Origin of the sequence: Enterococcus sp. C76 (assembly GCF_040886985.1) — a bacterium.
Classification (GTDB): domain Bacteria; phylum Bacillota; class Bacilli; order Lactobacillales; family Enterococcaceae; genus Enterococcus_B; species Enterococcus_B lactis.
The window spans coordinates 105,982-125,555 of record NZ_JBFOEY010000002.1; the positions used below are offsets into that span (position 1 = coordinate 105,982).

Consider the following 19,574-nt stretch of genomic DNA (forward strand, 5'->3'; position numbering starts at 1 on the left):
GCTGATTTCACAATCTCTTTATAAACGGTGTTCACTCAGCTGTCCCTCGGTATTAGCTCCAAAAACGGTAAAATATGAGGAACTATTTTTTCGTTTTTTTCTCTAATACTCAGGCCAGAACGCTGATTTCACAACCTCTTTATTTCACATTCAATATCCACATGAATCCCACGAATACAAAGAACAGACCATACATGATTGGAGATACTTCTTTTCCTCTTTTAGCCGCTAACATCGTAATTGGATAGAAAATAAAACCTAATGCAATCCCATCTGAAATACTATAAGTTAAAGGCATGCCAATCAAGATTAAGAATGAAGGGATCGCGATTTCTAATTTTCCCCATTCGATTTGACGTAATGATTGAGCCATCAAAACACCTACCATGATCAATGCTGGTGCAGTTACTTGTGAAGTAACAACTGACAGTAATGGAGAAAAGAACAAACCTAACAAGAAGAAAATTCCTGTAGTAATAGCTGTGATTCCTGAGCGTCCTCCAACAGCAATCCCAGCTGATGATTCTACGAATGCACCAACAGGAGAAGTACCTAATAAGGAGCCCGCAAGCATAGCTGTTGAATCAGAAGCTAAAGCTTTCCCTACACGAGGCATCTTGTTGTCTTTCATAAAGCCTGCTTGATTTGCTAATCCAACTAAAGTTCCTGCTGTATCAAAGAAAGTTACAAGCAAGAATGTTAGTACTACGACCCACATTTGAAGAGAATTGATGTCCCCTACATGTTTTAACGCAACTAAAAATGTTGGTTTCAAACTTGGTGCTGCAGCAACAATTTCAGAAGGCATTGGAATCAAACCTGTGACCAGACCTAAAATCGTTGTAGCTGCCATCCCGATGAAAATGCCACCTGGTACACGTCGAACAAGCAAGATAGCCGTGACGACTAATCCAAAAATCGTCAACCAAGTAGAACCAACGTTGAGTGATCCTAATCCTACTAATGTAGATTCATTCGAAACGATGATCCCACCTTCGCTCAGACCAAGGAAAGCAATAAATAGACCGATACCACCAGAAATCGCATATTTCAAATCTGCTGGGATCGCATCAATGATCATTTCCCGCAGTTTGAAGATTGTAATCAAAATAAAGATCAAAGAAGCAACGAATACGCCGGACAATGCTGTTTCCCATGGGATCCCCATCCCTAAACAAACAGAATAAGCAAAGAAAGCATTGATCCCAAGAGCAGGTGCCGTTCCAATTGGATAACGGGCTAATACCCCCATCAAAATACAGCCGATTGCACTGGCTAATGCAGTCGCAGTGAACACCGCTCCTTCATCCATTCCAGAAGCGCCTAATACAGTTGGATTTACAAATAAGATATAGGCCATTGAAATAAATGTCGTAAATCCTGCCAGTACCTCACGTTTTACCGTGGTGTTCAATTTTTCTATTTCGAAGTAGGAAAGTATTTTTTCCTTCATCTTCCATCCCCCTAAATCCGAACATTATAAATAAAGTCCGTTAAAATTTCGATTTATTAATAAAACAACGTGTTTTATCATATACTAAAACAAAACATAAGTAAACAAAAAATTCGGATTTCAAGCAAAATCCGAACGTTCCATCTGATCAAATCCTTTTATCTCAAAGTCCATGAACATTCACTTTGGATCAAAAGAATTTCTTTATTGTGTTAAAAAAGTTTCTTCATTCTAGTATCAAAATCAATAGTGTGATTTGACTTTACCATTTCGTTTCTGCTCTTCTTTGATGAATTCTTTTGTATCGACAGGATTTAGGTTATTTAGTCCGCCAAAACCTGTATCGACCATTTTTCCCCAGCCTTTTGTCTTCTTTTTCCCTGATTTGAGATTCCTTGCTCGAAGCTTCTCACTATGTTTTGCTCGCCGATACTTCAAATAACCTTCTAGCCTTCCCATTAGATCCACTGTTTTTCCTCCTTTTTATTCAATCAGACGACTCAGCTTTTCCTATAACAAAATAATTGCCTTCAGGGTCCGAAAAATTGAAAGTCAAGACGCCATTGTTGTCTGTGATTTCTCCAGGTTCGTCCATGTTCTCGTAAATAGTTTCAAATTCATCCGTAAAAAAGACTAAAGAAGGTGGCGGTCCCAATACTTCTGGTGAAAACTTCTGCACAAATACTTTTGGAAATATACCTAATTCTAATTCTTTTGAGATACTCAGCACAATACTCTTAAATTCTTCTGGCAATTCGATCGTTTCTGAAATTTCTGCACCAATTTTTTCTACAAAGAATCGGCAAATCATCTCTACGTCATTGACATAAAGCATCACACGTGTTTTTTGTATCATCGTTTGACCCTTCTTTCTAGTTGATTTTCTTTCCTGTCTATAAACTGATTCCATTATATCACGAAAGCGCGAACACCTTGTGTTTGATCCTATTCAAGAAAAATAAAGCAATAGTTTCTAGACTTGCTTTCCTCCACAAACTTTTTTTACAAAAAAAGAACGGCAATGAATGCCGCTCTTCTTTTTTCGATTCTTTTATAATTCTGCTTCTGATTCATCTTTGGTTAGTGTGTGTCTGACACTGGACACGCCAAATGTTTGATCGATTTTTTCCTTCAACGCTTCGATTGCCTGTGCGCCGCGTGCCGCTTGTTCAGCATTGATGGATTCAATGACCAGCACCGCTGCTTGCGTTTCTTCCGTCAGCATCGTTCTTTGGGCTTCACGCCAGTTGAGACAGCGACAGATTGCTCCTTGTTCATCATAGTAGATGATTTCTTCCGGAAGTGCCGGAGCATCGGAATCTGCACCTAAAGGCAGGAATGATTCGCCACCTTGGGCTTTTCCTAGATGCAGATTTCCTGAAATCTTTTCGATATCTTCTCCGCCGCAAGGTACGCCAAAAGACAAGGAAATACTATTATAAATATCTACAAGCGGATTGATTGGGAAAAATTCCCGTTCTTGATTTGCACGTTTCAGTAAAGCTTCAATAGAAGAACGTGCACCTTTTTTAGTCTTGAATGTGGTAAAAGCCTGACGCCACTGAGCAATGACTTCGTTTTGGCTGAATGTTTCTTCCGTAAGGTAATTTCTTGCTTCTTTTGCCGCGCTATTCAATAATTGATGATACATTTCTTCATTTTCTTCTGTTACGTGATTATCGATACCACTCACGGATAAGATTTCGATGGTTGCTTCAGGAAATACTTCCCAAAAATTAGCATCCACTATTACTTTTTTCATATGTTCACACCTCTTGATTAGAATAATTGCTTGATGAATAGATAGTCTGTTTGGGGATCATCTCCCATATAAAAAACATGTTCACTGTACTTGGTAAATCCTCTTTTGCGATAGAAAGCAAGCGCAGCATCGTTGTGTTCCCACACACCGAGCCAAATGGCTGTTTTTTGCTTTTCTTTTGCTTTTTTGATAGCTGTATCTAGTAAAAATGTACCAATACCTTGATGTTTAAATTTTTTTCGTACATAGATTCGCTCGATTTCTAAAAAATGATCATCCATTTCCTCAGATTGACTCGTTCCTATATTTAGTTTCAGGTAACCCGCAGGCTCTTGGTCGATACTTACTAGTAAAAAATCAGTTTCTTTCTCTTTTAGCTCTTCTGTAAGTTTTTCTGGCGCATAAGCTTGTCTCAAGTAAGCAGCTAAATGCTCCGGCGAATTATCTTTTCCAAATGTATCTGTAAATGTTTCGATACTGATTTGTTGTAGTAAGTCTACATCTGAAGGCGTCATTTCTCGAATTTCGTATTTATTCACGGCTTCTTCCTTTCAATAGATCCTTTTATTACCTTTTTTGACAAAATTCCAATCTTCGCTAACATTCTTGCATACTTTCTTTAAAAGATATTCCAATTGTTTTGCTTCCTCGTCAGACAGACCATTTAATGCGACTGCATTAGAGTAGTTGTTTTCTCGGATGATGAAAGGATAGATTTCTGCTCCTTTTTTAGTCGGATAAAGTTTCTTGATTTTTTTATTTTCTTTATCTTCCAAACGTTCGATCATCCCATTGGATTCTAATTTCTTGATTGCTCGTGCTGTCGTTGTACGATCTACTTTGATCATTTCTGCTAGTTTTTCTTGGATGATTCCTGGATTTTCGCAAATACGTACTAAATAAAGATACTGCCCTCTTGTTAACTCAACTTCTTTGAATTCGATATTGCTGATAGAATCCAACGCTCGGGCAATCATTCCAATGTCTCGAAGAATTTCAGCCATTTCACCCCACCTTTATTTTGTTTGTAAGACTAGTTTACCTCTTTTTGTTGCAAATGCAACTATTTTTTAATAAAAGAACGAGTTCTTTTTTAGAGAACTCGCAGAGTAAACAGCTTTCTTCTTTTACGAAAAAACTCAATCGCAATAGAGCTGATTTTTGTTTTCTAAAATAAGCAACTGCTTCTTTGTTGTTCGTTTTTCTGATAGCTTTGGCAGCTCTTCTATACTAAAAAATCCCATGTCGGAAGTTTCATTGTTCTCAATAAATTTTGCATCTTCGTCGTGGATCGTACAAGCAAAAACAAGCTTATAATACTGAAAAAGCTGCGGAATATCTTTTTGTTTATTCGTATCAAAAACCGCTTGCAGCTGAGTAGATTCTACTGTTAAACCCGTTTCTTCATAGACTTCTTTCCGCACGTTTTCTTCAGGGGACAAACCTATTTCGGCAAATCCGCCTGGCAGTGACCATTCTTTCGTCCGTTTATCTTCGATTAGTAGGATCTTACCGTCCTTTCTGATATAGGCACGAACATCGACTTTTGGTGTGGGATGACCTTCTTCAATAACTGTAAGTGCTTTTATTTCTTCGAAAGTTTCTTTTCCTATTTCACTGATCAATTCCAATGAGATCGTCCGAATCTCTTCAAATCGTTCTTTATCGAATACATCTTTTCCATAATACAGACCAGCTTGAGAAAGTGCGAGCAGTCTTTTGTATTGAGTCAACTTGTTATTCATTCTCTTCCCTTCTTTTCAGTAAATGTATGACTATGTAATCAAGTATAGAAGACTGACCTAATTACGGCAAATAAACACAAGGAAATCGGCAATAAATAAAAGAATATGAAAAAACATTTTAGAACAAAAAGACATTTGGCTCCTCTGGGGACCAAATGTCTTTTTTATTACCTGTCACTATCAAACCATTTCTTCGTTACTTATTGTCATTGATTTCTTTTTCTAATTTATCCAATAGTGGAGTGTAATCTACTTGAGTATAGTCTGTTACATCAAATTCATATAGTGTTCCTAACTGAAATTCGTCATATTTTCGGTCAGTGATGATTTTTTTGAATGCTTCTTTCGTAATATGATTCGTCCCTTTCGATCGATCTTCCAATATGTCGCCATAGTGATAATGATCCATGATATAGCTCAAATGACGATCTGGTTCACGATCACGTTTGTACCGACGTTGCCATAACACTTCAAAGTCTGCTGTTAGGCGAATCGTCATTACCTGATATCCGTATCTTTCTGCTAATTCTTGGAGTCGAGTTTTTTGCTTATCACTAAAAGGATACTCTGACACAATCACTTTCTTTCCTGCTTCCATATACAGATCAAGTGCTTTGTAATAGAAAGGATAAACTTTCGTCCTTTCTTGTTTCGCCCGTTCTTCCAAGTTGTTAAAACCGATGGATTCTGCATAATATTCCTTGATTTCATCGAGTGTGATGGCATACATATCTGGAAATCGTTCCCGTAGTTTATTCATAAGATATGTTTTTCCTGTACCAGGACTACCAGCTAGAAGAATGAAATACTTTTTCATCTCATTTGTTTCCTAAGTTAATTGGACTTTCCAAGTTCATAAACAGTCCAATCTTATGCTTGACAATTTCTTTTACTGCTTCATTTGCTGGAATCACATTATGGCGAAGAGACTTGTTGATTTCTGTTTCACTAAAGGTTCCTTTAGCCACTTTTGTCCAGTTGACTAAAAGCTCCGTTCCAACATTGAATTTGCGGATCCCGTTATTGATCAATTCGGGATAATCTTCTTCTTTCACACCTGTTCCGCCATGGATAACGAGGGGGACATCGACTACTGCATCGATTTCTTTCAGCAAGGGAATGTTCACTTCTGTTTTTGATTTGAATTGTCCATGATTCGTACCGATAGCAATAGCTAATGCATCCACACCTGTAGCTTCTACAAATTTCACTGCGTCTTCCGGTCTTGTATATACCTTGTCATTTTCAGCGACATGGATTCCTTCTTCTGTACCGCCGATCGTTCCAAGTTCTCCTTCTACGGAAACACCGTGTGCATGGGCATATTCTACCACTGCTTTCGTCTTCAAGATATTTTCTTTGAAAGGCAGATGGGACCCGTCATACATGACAGAAGTATATCCGCTATCGATTGCTTCTTTGATATCATCAAAGTCTCGGGCGTGGTCTAAGTGCAAGACTGCATCAACCATTTCTTCTTCTGCAATAGCTGTCATTACATTGACTAACACATGCATACCGATATATTTTGCGGTGTCGACACTTGTTTGAATAATGATCGGCGAACCCATTTCTTTTGCTGCGCCTAGCATGGCAGGAAGCATTTCTAGGTTATGCGTATTAAAAGCTCCAACTGTAAAATTCAACTCTTCTGCTGTTTTTGTTACTTCTTTCAATGTTGTATACATCTTTTATTGCCACCTTATCTTTTTATTTGTTTCCTTTGATCGTTACTTGTTTTGCAATTTGTCGCATCTCATCCATTTTGCCCATGTAGTAATCGATTCCTTGATCATCACCCGCACGAGCAGCATCTGCACGCTTCTGGTTATAGAGGCTCATCAGTTTTTTATACCCCTCTCCGATCGTCTGTTTATTTTCCAAGCTCTTTTCTAAATATTGGATGGCTTGATCGTTCTCATACAATTCAGAAAATTTAAGTCCAACTTGTTCGTAAAGTTCCGCTAATTTGGGCTTCTCTTGGGTCGTTGAAATCTCTTGGTTTAATTGTGTAATCTCTGATTGAATCTTTTCGGTCGCTTCTGGCGAGAGGATTTTTTCCTCTTTTATCGATCTTTTTTTTGGTTCATTTTCTTTTTTCTTAAAAAATCCGAACATCATTTTCCCTACTTTCAATTAAAATGCTTTCAAAATTGGGCTTAAGATCCAAGCGTATAAGAGTGCGGCGGCTACTGTATCTACATCGGTTGCTGTAGCATTGATGAATCCCATCGAATTAAAGATCGTTACTAGCAAAGCAGGCAATAATGTAATAAAGAAGCCATGAGCAATACCGCCAATGATCGCTCCTCGACGTCCGCCAACTGCGTTACCAAATATCCCCGCTGTTCCTCCGGCAAAGAAATTCGTTAGCATACCTGGTAAAATCATCGCTAAGCCGAACATCGGCAAAGTGAACATGGCAATAATCGTACCGATTGTTGTCGTAATGAAACCTAAAATAACAGCATTTGGGCTATAGGGAAAGAAAACTGGACAATCTAAGGCAGGAATCGCATCAGGAACTAATTTCATAGCTATCCCTCGAAATGCCGGCACGATTTCACCTAACAGTAGACGTACACCAGCCAGCAATACATACACACCTACTACGAATTGGATGGCTTGCAAAAAGGCAAACATGATATAGTTTTGATCTCCTGATAATTCAGAAGCGAATGGTTCACCGGCAAACAAAACAGTGATGATATATAGTGGGACCATCACGACCATGACAGACAAATAAGTATCTTGCAGAAACTCGAAATGCGTGGGCAATTTGATATCTTCAATCGATTTTTTATTTTCACCTTTCTCACCAAAAAGCTTAGCCACACCAGCTTCAAATAAGTATCCAATCGTACAAAAATGCCCTAAAGCAATATCATTCGATCCTGTAATCTTACGTATAATTGGTTGCGCTACTGCTGGCATAGCAATGGCGAAACAAGCTCCGATAAAACCACCGACTAAGATCAATACGATCCCTCGCAGACCAGCGAAATAACCAAAGACCGTCGTCATCGTCGCCATCCATAAAATGGCTTGACCAGTTAGAAAAATGTACTTCCATTTTGTGAAACGAGCCAAAATAATATTGAATACAAAAATCGCTAAGAACGTCAGTGCAATATCTCTACCTAAACCTAAATCATTCATTGCTTGACCATTGATAGACTCAATAGAAGGAATGATTCCTTGCATATGAAATCCTTCAGTAAAAATTTTCCCGAAATAAGTTAAACTTCCAACGATGATACTCGAACCGGCACTCAACACTTGGAATCCTAGGAGTGTCTTTAACGTGCCAGAAATGACTTGTCCTGCTGATTTCTTCTGCAGCAGTAGACCCAACATAGCAATCAATGCAATGGTGATCGATGCCTGAGTCAAAATATTTTCGATGATAAAATTGATAACGCCCATGTTTTTATCCTCTTTTCTTTTTTATTTAGATAACTCCCTTATCTTGTAGAACTGGGGTGATTTTTTCTTCAATTTCATTTTTCGAGACAATATTTTTCAAATAGATCATCGCTGTTTTAGGATCGACTGAGAATTTTTCGAACTGCGAGCGAAAATTTTCTGCTGTGATGATCACATCTGGTTTCATGGACACTGCAGAAGAAATATCACAATGGTCCAGTTTGGCTTCTACTCCTAATTTGTTCAAAACATCCTCAGCAGACATCTGTGCTGCAAAACTGCTTCCTAAACCTGCGCCGCATACGAATAAAATGTTCAATTTGTTCATCTTTGTTCTCCCCCGTATCATTTATTATTTTTCAACTACTGAAAAAGCAGTTGTTTGAAATCTTCAACATTTGTGCACTCGATCAATCGATCCAACTTCTCTTCATTGTTGATCAGTTCGATCAGTTCTTTCATGATGTTCAGATGCGAGTAGGAATCTACTGCCGCTAAACAAAAAATAATCTTTACTGGATCCATTTCAGGATTACCGAAATCGATTGGTTGCTCAATCGTAGCTACGCTGACTCCTAACTTATTGACCCCATCTTCTGGTCGAGCATGGGCTAGCGCCATGTGTTTGCCGATCACGATATATGGCCCGTATTCATTCACTGCGCGAATCATCGCTTCGACATAGCGTTCTTCAACAATGTTTTCTTTGACCAATGGTTTAGCAGCTCGTTCAATCGATTCCTCCCAAGTAGCGGCTTTTTCTTTGATCATGATATTGCTGTCCGTCAAAATATCTTTTAACATAGGCTGGATCTCCCTTTTGTTGATTTCTAGATTGTTTATTTCAAATAATTTTTCCAACTTGCCATAGATGATGCGATCTACTCGGCCACCACTTTCTTCCATGACACCGATTATTTGAGTGAATAACTGCGTTGATTCATGACTGTTAGGTTTTAACCGCTGCAGTTCTTCATTTCTTTTCAAAAAGTCTTCTATAACTAAAATATTCGTCTCAGTCAAAATTGGATCGATAACTAAAAGCGGCTTATTGCGATAATTCAATTGAAAGGTGCTGAAAACCAGATCGACATCCAGTTTATCCACTAATTCGATTTCTTTTGAACTTAAAACTGCAGTAATCTCGATCTGAGGAAATTTTTCTTTCAGATTTTCTGCTAACAGATTCCCGGTAGCCATGCCGTGATTACAGACAACAACTGATTGATAAACATAATTCAGGTCTCGCTTGATCACACTGGCAATCGTCGAAAAGTGGATGACAAGAAAAGCTATCTCGTCCTCCAGTATCTTGCCGCCGATTACTTCTTCGATCGTAGGAACAAAATGAGTGACTGCGCGGTGGATTGGAAAATAATTTGTTCGGATGTTTTCTTTCAATGGATTCATGACTTGGATAGCATGCTTGATTCTTATGATCAGCGCAGCCATGTGTTTATAGAGATTTTCGAATAAAGCTTCTTCTTTTAGATGAAAAGGTATGTGTGTCTCGTTCTCTACAAATTGGATCAATTGGATCGTTAGTAGTTGAGCTTGTACCCACTCAATCGAATTGGAGATATCTCTAGCATTGAACGTCTCGATAGTGAAACGAAGATAATTTCTTTCTACTTGTGGGACATTGTCCAATTGAAATTCCGTGATCATGTAGTCAATAAATGCAGAGAAGCTGCTGTCTTTTATTTCTGTATTTTTCCAATTAATGGCAGAGATGAATTCATGTTTCCTGATTCGCTGGATCCAGATCAATGTAAAAAGCAGAATTTGCTTTTTATAAATATCATCTTCTTGTTTTAACAACTTATTGGAATAGATCTCCTCTATTTTTTTGATTTCCACTAAAGGAAAATAATGGAAAAAGATTTTTTGAGCCGGTGTTAGTTGTGCATCTTGATTCATAAAGAAGTCGGTCATCCCCAGATTCTGATTGATAAAATCATAGATCATCGTACGGATAGATCGTTCTGAACCTTTATAAACCAGTCCCTGCTTTCCATAACTAACGATCTCGATTCCATAACTGACCAGTGTTGCTCGTAATCGTCTCATATCTTCATCTAACGTACTTTTAGAGATTTGAAATTCTTCTTCTTTTTTGTTTAGATGGATCGGGTTTCGGCTGTAAGCAATGGCTAAAACTAAATCAAAAATACGTTCCCGCCGATTCAAAAAGCCGTCTTTCACATCTTTTATTTCAGTTTCTAATCGAACTTGCTTGTCATTCTCCAGTTTCAACAAAAAACCTTTGTTGCGAATTGTTCTGATTTCCGGAAGCTTTTTACTGCTCAACCAGATATTCGCTTCAAGAACTTCCTGACGGATCGTCCGCTGACTGACATTGAACTCAGCTGCTAGATGTTCCGCTTTTACTGGATATTGGGCTGTCATGATTCTGTGAAGTATTTCAATTGTTCTTGTTTTCATAGAAATAATCTCCTTCTGATTTCAAGTATATGGTTCCGCTTACATAATAAAAAGTAGATATTTCTGCCACTTGAAGTGGAAAGAAAGTAAGCCTAGCAAACAAAAAATAAGCCGTATGCTTTTTCAACTTCTCAACGAAAAAGACATACGCCTATTATTACAAAAATTTTGCCTATCTATACAAAAAAGAAGTTGTGAAAAAGCTGTCCTGCATCAAGTAAGAAGAACAGCCAAACAAAAATAGTGCTTCCTATTTTTCGTTTGGTTGAGCTTATTACCGTAAATGTAAGCTTTTGAACACCATTTAGTGGAGAGGTTGTGACAGAGATGTTCAGCCTTGAGCGATAAGAAGCGATTTTGAAAAATAGCCTCCCATATTTTACAAAATCGTGCCTTATTGCCGATAGGCTATCTCTGGAACACCGTTTATTCGAAAAAGGAGCTGCGACAAGACTTTTGTCACAGCTCCATTCATAAATATTTCCTGTCAATCCAGCATAATCGGCTGAATAAAATCGGCCTGCCATCTTTTTCACTAGTCAGATATGACGAGAATGTTTGTTTTCTCATCCCTTTTGAAATGTCCCCCCAAGAGTTAAATTTGGGGGTCATTGCTATTTAGATGCTATTTTTTATTGTCACTTTTCTTTTTAAATGTCAAAAAATTTTGTTAAGTTTAGCATATAAAAATATTGTAGAGTTTAGTTACAACGCTTAAAACATATATTGTATAATCTGATCAATTTTAGCCATGTCTTGCAATGGCAGGTTTTCTATTTTTTTGAGTCTTCGTTCCTTAAAATCAAGTGATTTTAATTGAGAAATAAGTACTTGTCCTTTTATATCTAGCTCTTCAGGTAATGAGTAACGTGTCGGTAAATTCTTTATCGTGGAAGTAATCGGACATATGACCGAAAACATTGTTTTACGATTAAATTCATAACGAGAAACGACTAGTCCTGATCGTCTTTTTTGAATTTCTTTTCCTACTGAGGGATCAAAATCAATCCATACAATATCACCTTTTTTAGGAATATAAATTCTTTCTTCTGACACTATAACCTTTCTCTCCCTTCAGGAGTTAAATCTTCCCATTCGTCTTTCTCATAATACTCGGCCTCTTCCCCACCACTAAATGGATCTTCAATTTTTGGAACTAACGTAATTGTCCCATCATCAGAATATACAACGATATATTCTTGGTTTTCTGAAGGTTTCTTTCCGTTATCAGAAGGTAAAGTAACCACTACAGAACTTCCTTGTAATCTAGTTTTTGTAACAAGCATCATCATCACCTCTTCAATAAAAGTATACTACACAACACTAAGTAACGCAAAAGTACCCTTTGTAAACTAGATGGAGAAATGATCAAAAGCATTTTGAGAAATGGTGCGCTTTGAAAAATTAGCAGCTGAGAAATGGAGACAAATGTTTTCTATTTTTATACAAAAATAGACAAAAGTAACAACCTACACTCTTCGTAAAGAGGCAAGGGATACCTTTGTCTACAGTCTGACAGCTCAACTTTTTAGTGAGCTGTTTTATTTATTTGTCAATCCAGCATAATCGGCTGAATAAAATCGGCCTGCCATCTTTTTTCTTTCTCAGAAAAATCAAAATACCATATCTGAGAGAAATACTGTCGTTGCGTCGTACTTCCTGAGATCAAGCGTCCATCTTTTCGATCAACTAAATAATCACAGCATCTGAAATCAATTCGGATGGCAAAACTATTCTCGTGGATCTGTCGATAATTTCCTACTTCCTGAATAGTTACTTTTTTAGTATGATTTCTTACACCGTCTGCTTTGTTTTTTTGCAGAGCTTTCTGATGTTCGGCAAACAGCTTGTCTGTATAACAGCTTCTGGCTTTTTCAGGAGTTTCTTCTTCCCAAGCGGATTGGATCTTCATGAATATCTTTTGGATTTCCAGAAACTGTGCTTTCTTTTCTTTAACCGTTCCTGACATGCGGGACAATATCTCCGCTTTCAGCCTTTTCTTTTGTCTTTTATTCTTGACAATAGAAAAAGCGGAAACCCCTCCTACTGACAAAACAGCTAATGCAAGAAATCCCGTTTGCTCATAACTAGAAGGACCTGTACTTGGACCATAATACCCATAAGAATCTCTGCCGTAAGAACGACTGCCAAAATAACTGCCCCCATATGAACGACCGCCAAATGAACTTCTGCCCGAACTTCGACCGCTAGATGTTCCGCCGCCATGACCACCTGCGACAGCGAATCCTTGGGTCGGCAAAGCAAACAAACATAACCCCACTAACAAAATGATTGCTAAATAATTGATTTTTTTCATTGTCTTCCTCGTTATCTTTTATTACAAAAAACTATTTTTATCATAGCCTTGCCGAAAAGAAGAGTCAATAACCAGATGCATAAACTGTTTTTTTAGCAGTTTTGTCTTAATTTAATCATTGAGTAACAGCGGACAGACATATGTGTTGGCAGCCCATATTTCCTCTATCTTCAGCATGAACAAGCTGGCAGACAAAAGATCTGCGCTTCCTCCAGGAGAGATTTGGTTTTCCTGACAAAAGTGCAACAGTGCTATAAATGGACGATTTGGTAAAGCACTTTGACTAGCAGCATGAGCAAGTTTTTGCATTTCCACTAACGTTTTCTGATCACTGCGATGCAATACGCAGGTGTCATCTAAGGAACTCATCAAAACTAACAACATATGCATTTGTTTCTGTACATCAGAATCATTATCTAGCTCCTTAGCAGCTTGGATTGCAAGCCTGATATGCGGATAACCCAACACTGCTTCTTCATATGCACCATTTACGCCGTATTTTTGCTTCACCGTATGCCCATGAGTGGTTTTTTTATGACGATATTTTGTATCAGGAAAAGCAGCAAGCTTGCTGACATCACCGAGTATTTCCGTTAAAGAAAAAGGCTGTTCCATACTGATTTTTTGTGCAGTCACACTGGTCAATAGCCCCATTGCCCAAATCGCTCCTTTATGGGTATTGATGCCATCTGTAGCAATCAACATCGCTTTTTCCGCTTTCCGTCCAATCTCAGCAATCTTTTCTCTTAACTCCTGATCGATAGCATGTTGCCATGCTATTTGAGCCATTTCTTCAAAAAAAGGAGTCAGCGTCTTCGCAGACTTAAGAAATAAAGCATAGTCCATATCGGAATGTGCACCCGCATCCAGTGCATCCACTAATCCAGGTTTTGGGCTTAATGTTACTTCTGCGAGCAATGCTTCCTCTACCAACGCAGCGAGTTGCTGAGTCACTGCTTTTTTTCGTTCGTCATTTATCATGACACTCACTCCTTCTTTCTATTACTTGTTGAACCCTTTTTTGATGGCTGCCCAAATGATGTGAAGCAACCAGCTTAAAGCAAATGCACAACTTGCCGTCATTAGATACGCTACAAGAATCATGACTCCTGAAGGTAACTGCAGCCAACTATCTTTAAACAATAACAACAGTACTTGGAAAACAAATACATTGGCTAAATACGTACGGTAAGCATAAACAGACAACCATTTGAACAATGGTAATTTTGGCGAATCGTTTACAATCATTTTTGAAGCGCCCATGAAGACAGCAAAGATGATGACTAAACTGTACAAACTTTGGATCGTATTCAAGTAAGGCGCATTCGCAAAGCTCAAGTCTCCTGGATGTGCGAGCAATGAACGGACAGAAAAGAACGCGATAACTAAGCCAACAGGTAAGAAAAGATAACGTACTCTGTCCAAATATTGATAGACTTTTTCGTGATAAACAAATGCGGCTACCCCATAAATCCCGTAAATCATGAAACTAGCAACAAACCGATCTAACAAGTACCAGCTGTCATGATAAGGACCAGTCAATACTTGTGTTTGATAGAACAGATACCATGCAACATATAAAATCGTTGAACCAATCAATACTGGCCATACATATTTTTTATTAGCAAATACTTTGTAACCGAGCCATACAAAAAACGGCATGAACAATTGAATCTGCAGCATCATCACGGTATACCATAAATGAGGCGCTCCATCACCTGTCACATATTTCAGTAAAAAGCTTGCAGTATCCGTATACGGAGTTTGTTGTTGGACTGCTGGAAATAGCCAAAGATAAGCCGTCGTCCATAGAAGATACGGAACAACTAGTTCAAAAAACTTTTCTTTCAAAAATTCCCAATAAGACAAATGCTGACTTGTTTTTACCATATTATAGACAATTGCAAAAATAAACATTGGTGCTGTGTATTTAACGATAACGTAAAAGGTACCAAGAAAAGCTGTATTTGTTGCGCTGTGGCTGTTTGCCAAAGCAAAGCTCAATATCGTTTGCATCATAACAGCCGTTACAGCTGATACTTTCTGGAAGTCACTTACGTTGATTTTGATTTTTTTGTTTTCAAACATCTCTTTCTCTCTCTTTTTCTTTATTACCAAAGTTCTTTGGTTAATTTAGGTCCTTCGACTGTTTTCAATAGAATTTTTTTCTCTGGCTCTCTCAAATACTCTTTTAGTGAAAATCCGCCTTGCCGAGTCACTACTTGGGTATCGAATTGCTCAAAAAAAGCAGGATGCGATCGAATTGCCTGAATTGGCAATTCAATCGGAGAATCTGCGTACAGCAGCAAATCAAAATCACTGGTTTCTTTTACTGCCGGAATCCCAGTTGATAATTCAAATCCTAAGCTGCCGCCGATTCCCCACTTGCATCCTGATAATATGTTTCTAGCAGCATGAAATTGCTGATAAACAGGATAATCCATGATTTTCTCTTGTCTATACGATTCTTGTTCGATGATGTCCCACGGATGAATGACTTGTTTGACAGCATGTTTTGAGATTTCTGTTGCCCATCTCTGATTACGGGCAGGGCCACGTAATCCAATCGGTAGTATTTCGGCGTGATCTGTCAACGCACGACGGACTGTTCCGAACATCTTTTCAGTTAGAACGACCCATTCAGGTAAGGGGAACCTTTCTATTTCATGTTTATCAAAAAGAACAATATCATGTGCTTGAATCATTTTTTATGCATCCCATTCTTCGTCCATTTTGGCACGGACTTTATTTGTTTCGACACGTCCGAATGTTTTGGCTGTTTCGTTCGTGTATCGATTTGTCAGCATCGTGTCATTTGTATTGCGGACATCTTGAATGGCTTCATTAATTGCTTCGATGACATTGTTGACATTTTGTTCTGAAGCAGCTTGGTCGGTGATATCTTCTAGGAAATGATAGATCGCTCCTAGTTTTGTATAATTATTGATATCGTAAGCGATAGCTGGAACTTTTTCAGCAGCTACTTCGATTTCAGCAACCGAACGTTTTGTCACACGTGCAGCACTTTCTTTAGACATCGCTTGGACAGTGATTTCTTTATTGTTTAAAGCAATCAAGCGGCTTGATTGTAATCCATGCGCTAAAAATGCACCTGAAATAGCATTTCCTGCAATCAATCCAATAACTGGATGTCCAGCTTGACGGAGTTTTGCATAAGCAGCAGCACTATTAGCCAAAGCCACATGAATACCGATCAATTCTTCGTTATAGCCGTATGCTTGGCTTGGTACATCGATCACAACGACGATTGGCCGTTTCACTTTTTTATCTTTATCTTCTTCGTAAACGCGATTCAAAATTTGTCCCATGCGGAAACCTTCAACTAAACCAACTTCACCGTTTCGTACACGGTACATCGGGTTTTTAGGATCAGGTACGATTGCTGTCACGATGGCTTCTTCTATGAATTTACTTGATTTACCATAATACACAGTACTAATAGAAGAAGTTGGATTTTTCATGCCAGTTAGTGCCGCAAACCAATCGTAACCAACACTTGCTGCAGCTGGTTCATTTCCTTCTGCTACTTCTGGTAAGTCCATTGATTTTGCTTGATGGTTAGCAATTGCTTCATTGTAATCGTCAATGGACATTGGTTTTGAAAGATCCAAAGAATCAAGTAATGATAAATAAAATGCTGAGCTTTCACTGCGATGCGTGTCTTTTCGTTCGTCCATTGCTGCGATGACAGCAGCTTTGATTGCTTCTACACTATCAGCCACTAGTTCATCAATGATTTTTGATTCTACCCGTTGACGAGATCCTAATGTATTCCAAATCAAGTCTTTGTCACTAGAATCAAATTCTCGAACACCTGCTTCTTGCTCAATAACTTCTGGTCCATTCAAACCGACTCTCGCTTTTTTTGTTGCGATCAAATAACTCATCAACGCTGAAGTAATCGACATACCGCCAAATGATCCTACACGTCCTGGAATCAAACCGATGACTGGTACATATTGTTTTAGAGCAATGATTACATTTCCGATTTCTGAAATAGATAACAGTCCGTAGTTCGCTTCTTGCAGACGAACACCGCCTGTATCTAGTACGATGACTGGAAAGATTTCATTTCCTTTTTTGTTTTCTTCTAATACATGTTCGAGTGCAGCAACGATTTTTGCACCGGAAACTTCACCGATACCGCCACCTTGGAATTTTCCTTCCATAGCGATTACTACTGCTTGTTTGCCATTGATCGTGCCACGGCTGACAACGATCCCGTCATCACTTTCAGGGACGATTCCTTGTGCTGGCAAACTTGGCGCGATGATTTGATCGAATGGATCAATCAATTCACGTCCATTGTCAAGTAGAGCGTTCACTCGTTCTCTGGCGTTTAATTCTACAAAACTATTTTTCATCTGAAAGTTCCTCCATTGCTTGCGTCAATCGTAGGTACACAACTCCTGGTGTAGCACCGAAGTCATTGATCACGATATCTGCTGAAATTGGATAACGATCAAAAAATCTCGTTAATACGTTGTTCCATACTTCGCCGAAGCCATCGCTTCCTGTACAGATTTTTACAGTAGATTCTTTTTTTTCTGTTGGAAACATCAAGATTTCCAAATCACCTGAACCGACCACTCCTACATGGATTTTCTTATTGATCGGCTGTTTCGTTGGATATTTATAAGCTAATTGTTCCATGGATCTCTCCCCTTTTTGTAAAACAGAGCATACACGTTCTGCTTATTCGTCTTTCTTCTTCCATCTGAGTAAATGGCGACAAAAGGTTTTCCTCGCCAATTTTATGACCAAGTTCTGAATTTCATTGGTGGTTCATACAGGCCATCTGACCATTCGATCAAATCATCGATGGTTTGTGCAGCTAATAATGAACGTTTCGCTTCACTACGTTTGATGCCTAGATCTTCTGGTAATTTCACGATGCCGGCTGCACGCAAACGGTCTAGTGATTCTTTGGTGCTTGTCATCCCAAGAGGTGTGACACCGCCAATGGCTGCAATTGCTGCTTGTCGTTCTTCTTTTGTTTTTGCTTTGTACAAATAAGCGATTCCTTCTTCTGTCACGATATGTGTAGTATCTTCGCTATAAATCATCACTGGTGCATTGGCTAAGCCTGCTTGTTTTTGAACAGCTAGTGCATCTAATTCTTCGACAAAGACTGGTTTTTTATTTGAACCATATGTTTCAACCATTTGAACAACTAATTTTTGGCCTTTCCCTAATGGATCATCATTGTCGCGAAGTGATTGCCATGCTGGTGTAGAATGACGACGACCGCCAGGATTATGTCCCATGTTAGGCGCACCGCCAAAACCAGATAAACGTCCTTTTGTTACGGTAGAAGAGTTTCCTTCGTAATCTAATTGCAAGGTTGAACCGATAAACATATCGATGGCATATTGTCCTGCAGCTTGTGATAATGTTCGGTTACTGCGCATCGTGCCGTCTTTACCGACAAAAAAGACATCGGGGCGAGCAGCAATATATTTTTCCATACCAACTTCGCCACCAAAACTATGGATGCTTTCAACCCAACCTGATTCGATGGCTGGAATCATCGTTGGATGTGGGTTCAATACCCAGTTCTTCGCGATTTTCCCTTTCAACCCTAGTGATTCGCCATAAGTTGGCAGTAACAATTCGATAGCTGCTGTATTGAATCCAATACCGTGATTCAAAGATTGTACGCCGTGTTCTGCGTAGATTCCTTTGATTGCCATCATTGCCATTAGGATTTGCAATTCTGTGATGTTTTGAGGATCTCGTGTGAATAAAGCTTCTAATTGATAAGGTTGATCTGCTCTCACGACAACGTCTACCCAGTCACCAGGGATATCTACACGTGGTAAAGAATCGACAACTTCGTTGACTTGAACGATCACGATACCATCTTTGAAAGCTGCAGCTTCGATGATTGTTGGTGTTTCTTCCGTATTGAAACCTGTGTACAAGTTGCCGTCTTTATCTGCTTTATCTGCAGCTACTAAAACAACATTTGGAATCAAATCGATGAATAAGCGTCCATAAAGTTCCAAATAAGTATGGATATCACCTAATTTCATTGTGCCGTCTTCAATCATTTGGGCGACACGCAAGCTTTGTGCACCAGCATAAGAAAAATCGATCTTACTTGCGATTCCTTTTTCAAAAATATTCAAATGTTCTGGTCGTGAGATACTAGACATAATCAAATGCAGATCATTCACTTTTTCTGCATCTACTTTTTCAAGACTTTCTGAAAGAAAACTTGCTTGTTTTTGATTGTCGCCTTCTAATACAACTTTATCGCCGGGAGCAATCAGTTTTTCCATTACTTCTACGATTTTTTCAGTTTCTACATACTTGCCATTGAGCAAGTTGCTGATTTTTTCCAATCGCTGCGCTTTTTTTTCGCGTTTAGAAGCCCAGTTGCGGTTTGGTTTTTCCATAATT

Annotated in this window: 22 protein-coding genes; all 22 read right to left on the bottom strand. The window is 38.7% G+C overall.

All coding sequences use genetic code 11. The features are described 5' to 3' along the window. Nucleotides 1-139 precede the first annotated feature (139 nt). On the bottom strand, nucleotides 140-1,453 hold the full coding sequence (locus AB3I00_RS02980; RefSeq protein ID WP_002292548.1) for an NCS2 family permease: 1,314 nt from the start codon (nucleotides 1,451-1,453) through the stop codon (nucleotides 140-142). A gap of 243 nt (nucleotides 1,454-1,696) precedes the next feature. Next, nucleotides 1,697-1,921 (bottom strand): hypothetical protein, encoded by a 225-nt coding sequence (locus AB3I00_RS02985; protein WP_002315978.1) that lies wholly within the window; start codon nucleotides 1,919-1,921, stop codon nucleotides 1,697-1,699. A gap of 19 nt (nucleotides 1,922-1,940) precedes the next feature. Continuing rightward, nucleotides 1,941-2,363: a VOC family protein gene (locus AB3I00_RS02990; RefSeq protein WP_172867800.1), complete on the bottom strand. Its 423-nt coding sequence runs from the start codon at nucleotides 2,361-2,363 to the stop codon at nucleotides 1,941-1,943. A gap of 141 nt (nucleotides 2,364-2,504) precedes the next feature. Further along, nucleotides 2,505-3,215 carry a B3/4 domain-containing protein gene (locus AB3I00_RS02995; protein WP_002315980.1) on the bottom strand — a complete coding sequence of 237 codons (711 nt, stop codon included), beginning with the start codon at nucleotides 3,213-3,215 and terminating at the stop codon, nucleotides 2,505-2,507. A 17-nt stretch (nucleotides 3,216-3,232) separates the two neighbouring features. Continuing rightward, nucleotides 3,233-3,730, bottom strand: a complete 498-nt coding sequence (locus tag AB3I00_RS03000; RefSeq protein WP_180363519.1) for a GNAT family N-acetyltransferase — start codon at nucleotides 3,728-3,730, stop codon at nucleotides 3,233-3,235. Nucleotides 3,731-3,766: 36 nt separating this feature from the next. Continuing rightward, on the bottom strand, nucleotides 3,767-4,219 hold the full coding sequence (locus tag AB3I00_RS03005; RefSeq protein WP_086286244.1) for a MarR family winged helix-turn-helix transcriptional regulator: 453 nt from the start codon (nucleotides 4,217-4,219) through the stop codon (nucleotides 3,767-3,769). 135 nt (nucleotides 4,220-4,354) lie between these two features. Further along, entirely contained in the window at nucleotides 4,355-4,960 is a 606-nt protein-coding gene (locus tag AB3I00_RS03010) for an NUDIX hydrolase N-terminal domain-containing protein (protein ID WP_368024754.1), read from the bottom strand. A 196-nt stretch (nucleotides 4,961-5,156) separates the two neighbouring features. Continuing rightward, nucleotides 5,157-5,777, bottom strand: a complete 621-nt coding sequence (locus AB3I00_RS03015) for an AAA family ATPase (protein ID WP_002341037.1) — start codon at nucleotides 5,775-5,777, stop codon at nucleotides 5,157-5,159. A 1-nt stretch (nucleotide 5,778) separates the two neighbouring features. Then, on the bottom strand, nucleotides 5,779-6,648 hold the full coding sequence (locus tag AB3I00_RS03020; RefSeq protein ID WP_002310673.1) for a class II fructose-bisphosphate aldolase: 870 nt from the start codon (nucleotides 6,646-6,648) through the stop codon (nucleotides 5,779-5,781). Between the two features lie 22 nt (nucleotides 6,649-6,670). Next, nucleotides 6,671-7,078 (bottom strand): hypothetical protein, encoded by a 408-nt coding sequence (locus AB3I00_RS03025; protein WP_002329646.1) that lies wholly within the window; start codon nucleotides 7,076-7,078, stop codon nucleotides 6,671-6,673. Between the two features lie 18 nt (nucleotides 7,079-7,096). After that, entirely contained in the window at nucleotides 7,097-8,386 is a 1,290-nt protein-coding gene (locus AB3I00_RS03030) for a PTS sugar transporter subunit IIC (RefSeq protein ID WP_002341041.1), read from the bottom strand. A gap of 25 nt (nucleotides 8,387-8,411) precedes the next feature. Continuing rightward, nucleotides 8,412-8,714, bottom strand: coding sequence for a PTS sugar transporter subunit IIB (locus AB3I00_RS03035; protein ID WP_002292534.1), 303 nt, complete (start codon nucleotides 8,712-8,714; stop codon nucleotides 8,412-8,414). A 35-nt stretch (nucleotides 8,715-8,749) separates the two neighbouring features. After that, entirely contained in the window at nucleotides 8,750-10,831 is a 2,082-nt protein-coding gene (locus AB3I00_RS03040; RefSeq protein ID WP_086286247.1) for a PTS sugar transporter subunit IIA, read from the bottom strand. A gap of 714 nt (nucleotides 10,832-11,545) precedes the next feature. Beyond that, nucleotides 11,546-11,887: a type II toxin-antitoxin system PemK/MazF family toxin gene (locus AB3I00_RS03045; protein ID WP_086286248.1), complete on the bottom strand. Its 342-nt coding sequence runs from the start codon at nucleotides 11,885-11,887 to the stop codon at nucleotides 11,546-11,548. Further along, on the bottom strand, nucleotides 11,887-12,117 hold the full coding sequence (locus tag AB3I00_RS03050; protein WP_368024755.1) for an AbrB family transcriptional regulator: 231 nt from the start codon (nucleotides 12,115-12,117) through the stop codon (nucleotides 11,887-11,889). The genes AB3I00_RS03045 and AB3I00_RS03050 overlap by 1 nt, the downstream gene beginning before the upstream one ends. Before the next feature lie 266 nt (nucleotides 12,118-12,383). Then, entirely contained in the window at nucleotides 12,384-13,148 is a 765-nt protein-coding gene (locus AB3I00_RS03055) for a TIM44-like domain-containing protein (protein ID WP_086286249.1), read from the bottom strand. 111 nt (nucleotides 13,149-13,259) lie between these two features. Further along, nucleotides 13,260-14,129 (bottom strand): triphosphoribosyl-dephospho-CoA synthase MdcB, encoded by an 870-nt coding sequence (mdcB, locus tag AB3I00_RS03060; protein WP_086286250.1) that lies wholly within the window; start codon nucleotides 14,127-14,129, stop codon nucleotides 13,260-13,262. Nucleotides 14,130-14,150: 21 nt separating this feature from the next. Then, nucleotides 14,151-15,236, bottom strand: coding sequence for an acyltransferase (locus AB3I00_RS03065; protein WP_002329651.1), 1,086 nt, complete (start codon nucleotides 15,234-15,236; stop codon nucleotides 14,151-14,153). 23 nt (nucleotides 15,237-15,259) lie between these two features. Next, nucleotides 15,260-15,853: a malonate decarboxylase holo-ACP synthase gene (locus AB3I00_RS03070; RefSeq protein ID WP_002292526.1), complete on the bottom strand. Its 594-nt coding sequence runs from the start codon at nucleotides 15,851-15,853 to the stop codon at nucleotides 15,260-15,262. 3 nt (nucleotides 15,854-15,856) lie between these two features. Then, nucleotides 15,857-17,533 (bottom strand): biotin-independent malonate decarboxylase subunit beta, encoded by a 1,677-nt coding sequence (gene mdcD / locus AB3I00_RS03075; RefSeq protein WP_368024756.1) that lies wholly within the window; start codon nucleotides 17,531-17,533, stop codon nucleotides 15,857-15,859. Next, nucleotides 17,523-17,822, bottom strand: a complete 300-nt coding sequence (locus AB3I00_RS03080) for a malonate decarboxylase subunit delta (RefSeq protein WP_002292523.1) — start codon at nucleotides 17,820-17,822, stop codon at nucleotides 17,523-17,525. Before AB3I00_RS03080 ends, mdcD begins: the two co-directional genes overlap by 11 nt. Nucleotides 17,823-17,923: 101 nt before the next feature. Then, nucleotides 17,924-19,570 (bottom strand): malonate decarboxylase subunit alpha, encoded by a 1,647-nt coding sequence (gene mdcA, locus AB3I00_RS03085; RefSeq protein WP_368024757.1) that lies wholly within the window; start codon nucleotides 19,568-19,570, stop codon nucleotides 17,924-17,926. Nucleotides 19,571-19,574: the final 4 nt, after the last annotated feature.

Coding starts and splice junctions, on each gene's coding strand:
- AB3I00_RS02980 (WP_002292548.1), bottom strand. CDS start 1,453: ATGAAGGAAAAAATACTTTCCTACTTCGAAATAGAAAAATTGAACACC.
- AB3I00_RS02990 (WP_172867800.1), bottom strand. CDS start 2,363: ATGGAATCAGTTTATAGACAGGAAAGAAAATCAACTAGAAAGAAGGGT.
- AB3I00_RS02995 (WP_002315980.1), bottom strand. CDS start 3,215: ATGAAAAAAGTAATAGTGGATGCTAATTTTTGGGAAGTATTTCCTGAA.
- AB3I00_RS03000 (WP_180363519.1), bottom strand. CDS start 3,730: ATGACGCCTTCAGATGTAGACTTACTACAACAAATCAGTATCGAAACA.
- AB3I00_RS03005 (WP_086286244.1), bottom strand. CDS start 4,219: ATGGCTGAAATTCTTCGAGACATTGGAATGATTGCCCGAGCGTTGGAT.
- AB3I00_RS03010 (WP_368024754.1), bottom strand. CDS start 4,960: ATGAATAACAAGTTGACTCAATACAAAAGACTGCTCGCACTTTCTCAA.
- AB3I00_RS03015 (WP_002341037.1), bottom strand. CDS start 5,777: ATGAAAAAGTATTTCATTCTTCTAGCTGGTAGTCCTGGTACAGGAAAA.
- AB3I00_RS03020 (WP_002310673.1), bottom strand. CDS start 6,648: ATGTATACAACATTGAAAGAAGTAACAAAAACAGCAGAAGAGTTGAAT.
- AB3I00_RS03025 (WP_002329646.1), bottom strand. CDS start 7,078: ATGTTCGGATTTTTTAAGAAAAAAGAAAATGAACCAAAAAAAAGATCG.
- AB3I00_RS03030 (WP_002341041.1), bottom strand. CDS start 8,386: ATGGGCGTTATCAATTTTATCATCGAAAATATTTTGACTCAGGCATCG.
- AB3I00_RS03035 (WP_002292534.1), bottom strand. CDS start 8,714: ATGAACAAATTGAACATTTTATTCGTATGCGGCGCAGGTTTAGGAAGC.
- AB3I00_RS03040 (WP_086286247.1), bottom strand. CDS start 10,831: ATGAAAACAAGAACAATTGAAATACTTCACAGAATCATGACAGCCCAA.
- AB3I00_RS03050 (WP_368024755.1), bottom strand. CDS start 12,117: ATGCTTGTTACAAAAACTAGATTACAAGGAAGTTCTGTAGTGGTTACT.
- AB3I00_RS03055 (WP_086286249.1), bottom strand. CDS start 13,148: ATGAAAAAAATCAATTATTTAGCAATCATTTTGTTAGTGGGGTTATGT.
- mdcB (WP_086286250.1), bottom strand. CDS start 14,129: ATGATAAATGACGAACGAAAAAAAGCAGTGACTCAGCAACTCGCTGCG.
- AB3I00_RS03065 (WP_002329651.1), bottom strand. CDS start 15,236: ATGTTTGAAAACAAAAAAATCAAAATCAACGTAAGTGACTTCCAGAAA.
- AB3I00_RS03070 (WP_002292526.1), bottom strand. CDS start 15,853: ATGATTCAAGCACATGATATTGTTCTTTTTGATAAACATGAAATAGAA.
- mdcD (WP_368024756.1), bottom strand. CDS start 17,533: ATGAAAAATAGTTTTGTAGAATTAAACGCCAGAGAACGAGTGAACGCT.
- AB3I00_RS03080 (WP_002292523.1), bottom strand. CDS start 17,822: ATGGAACAATTAGCTTATAAATATCCAACGAAACAGCCGATCAATAAG.
- mdcA (WP_368024757.1), bottom strand. CDS start 19,570: ATGGAAAAACCAAACCGCAACTGGGCTTCTAAACGCGAAAAAAAAGCG.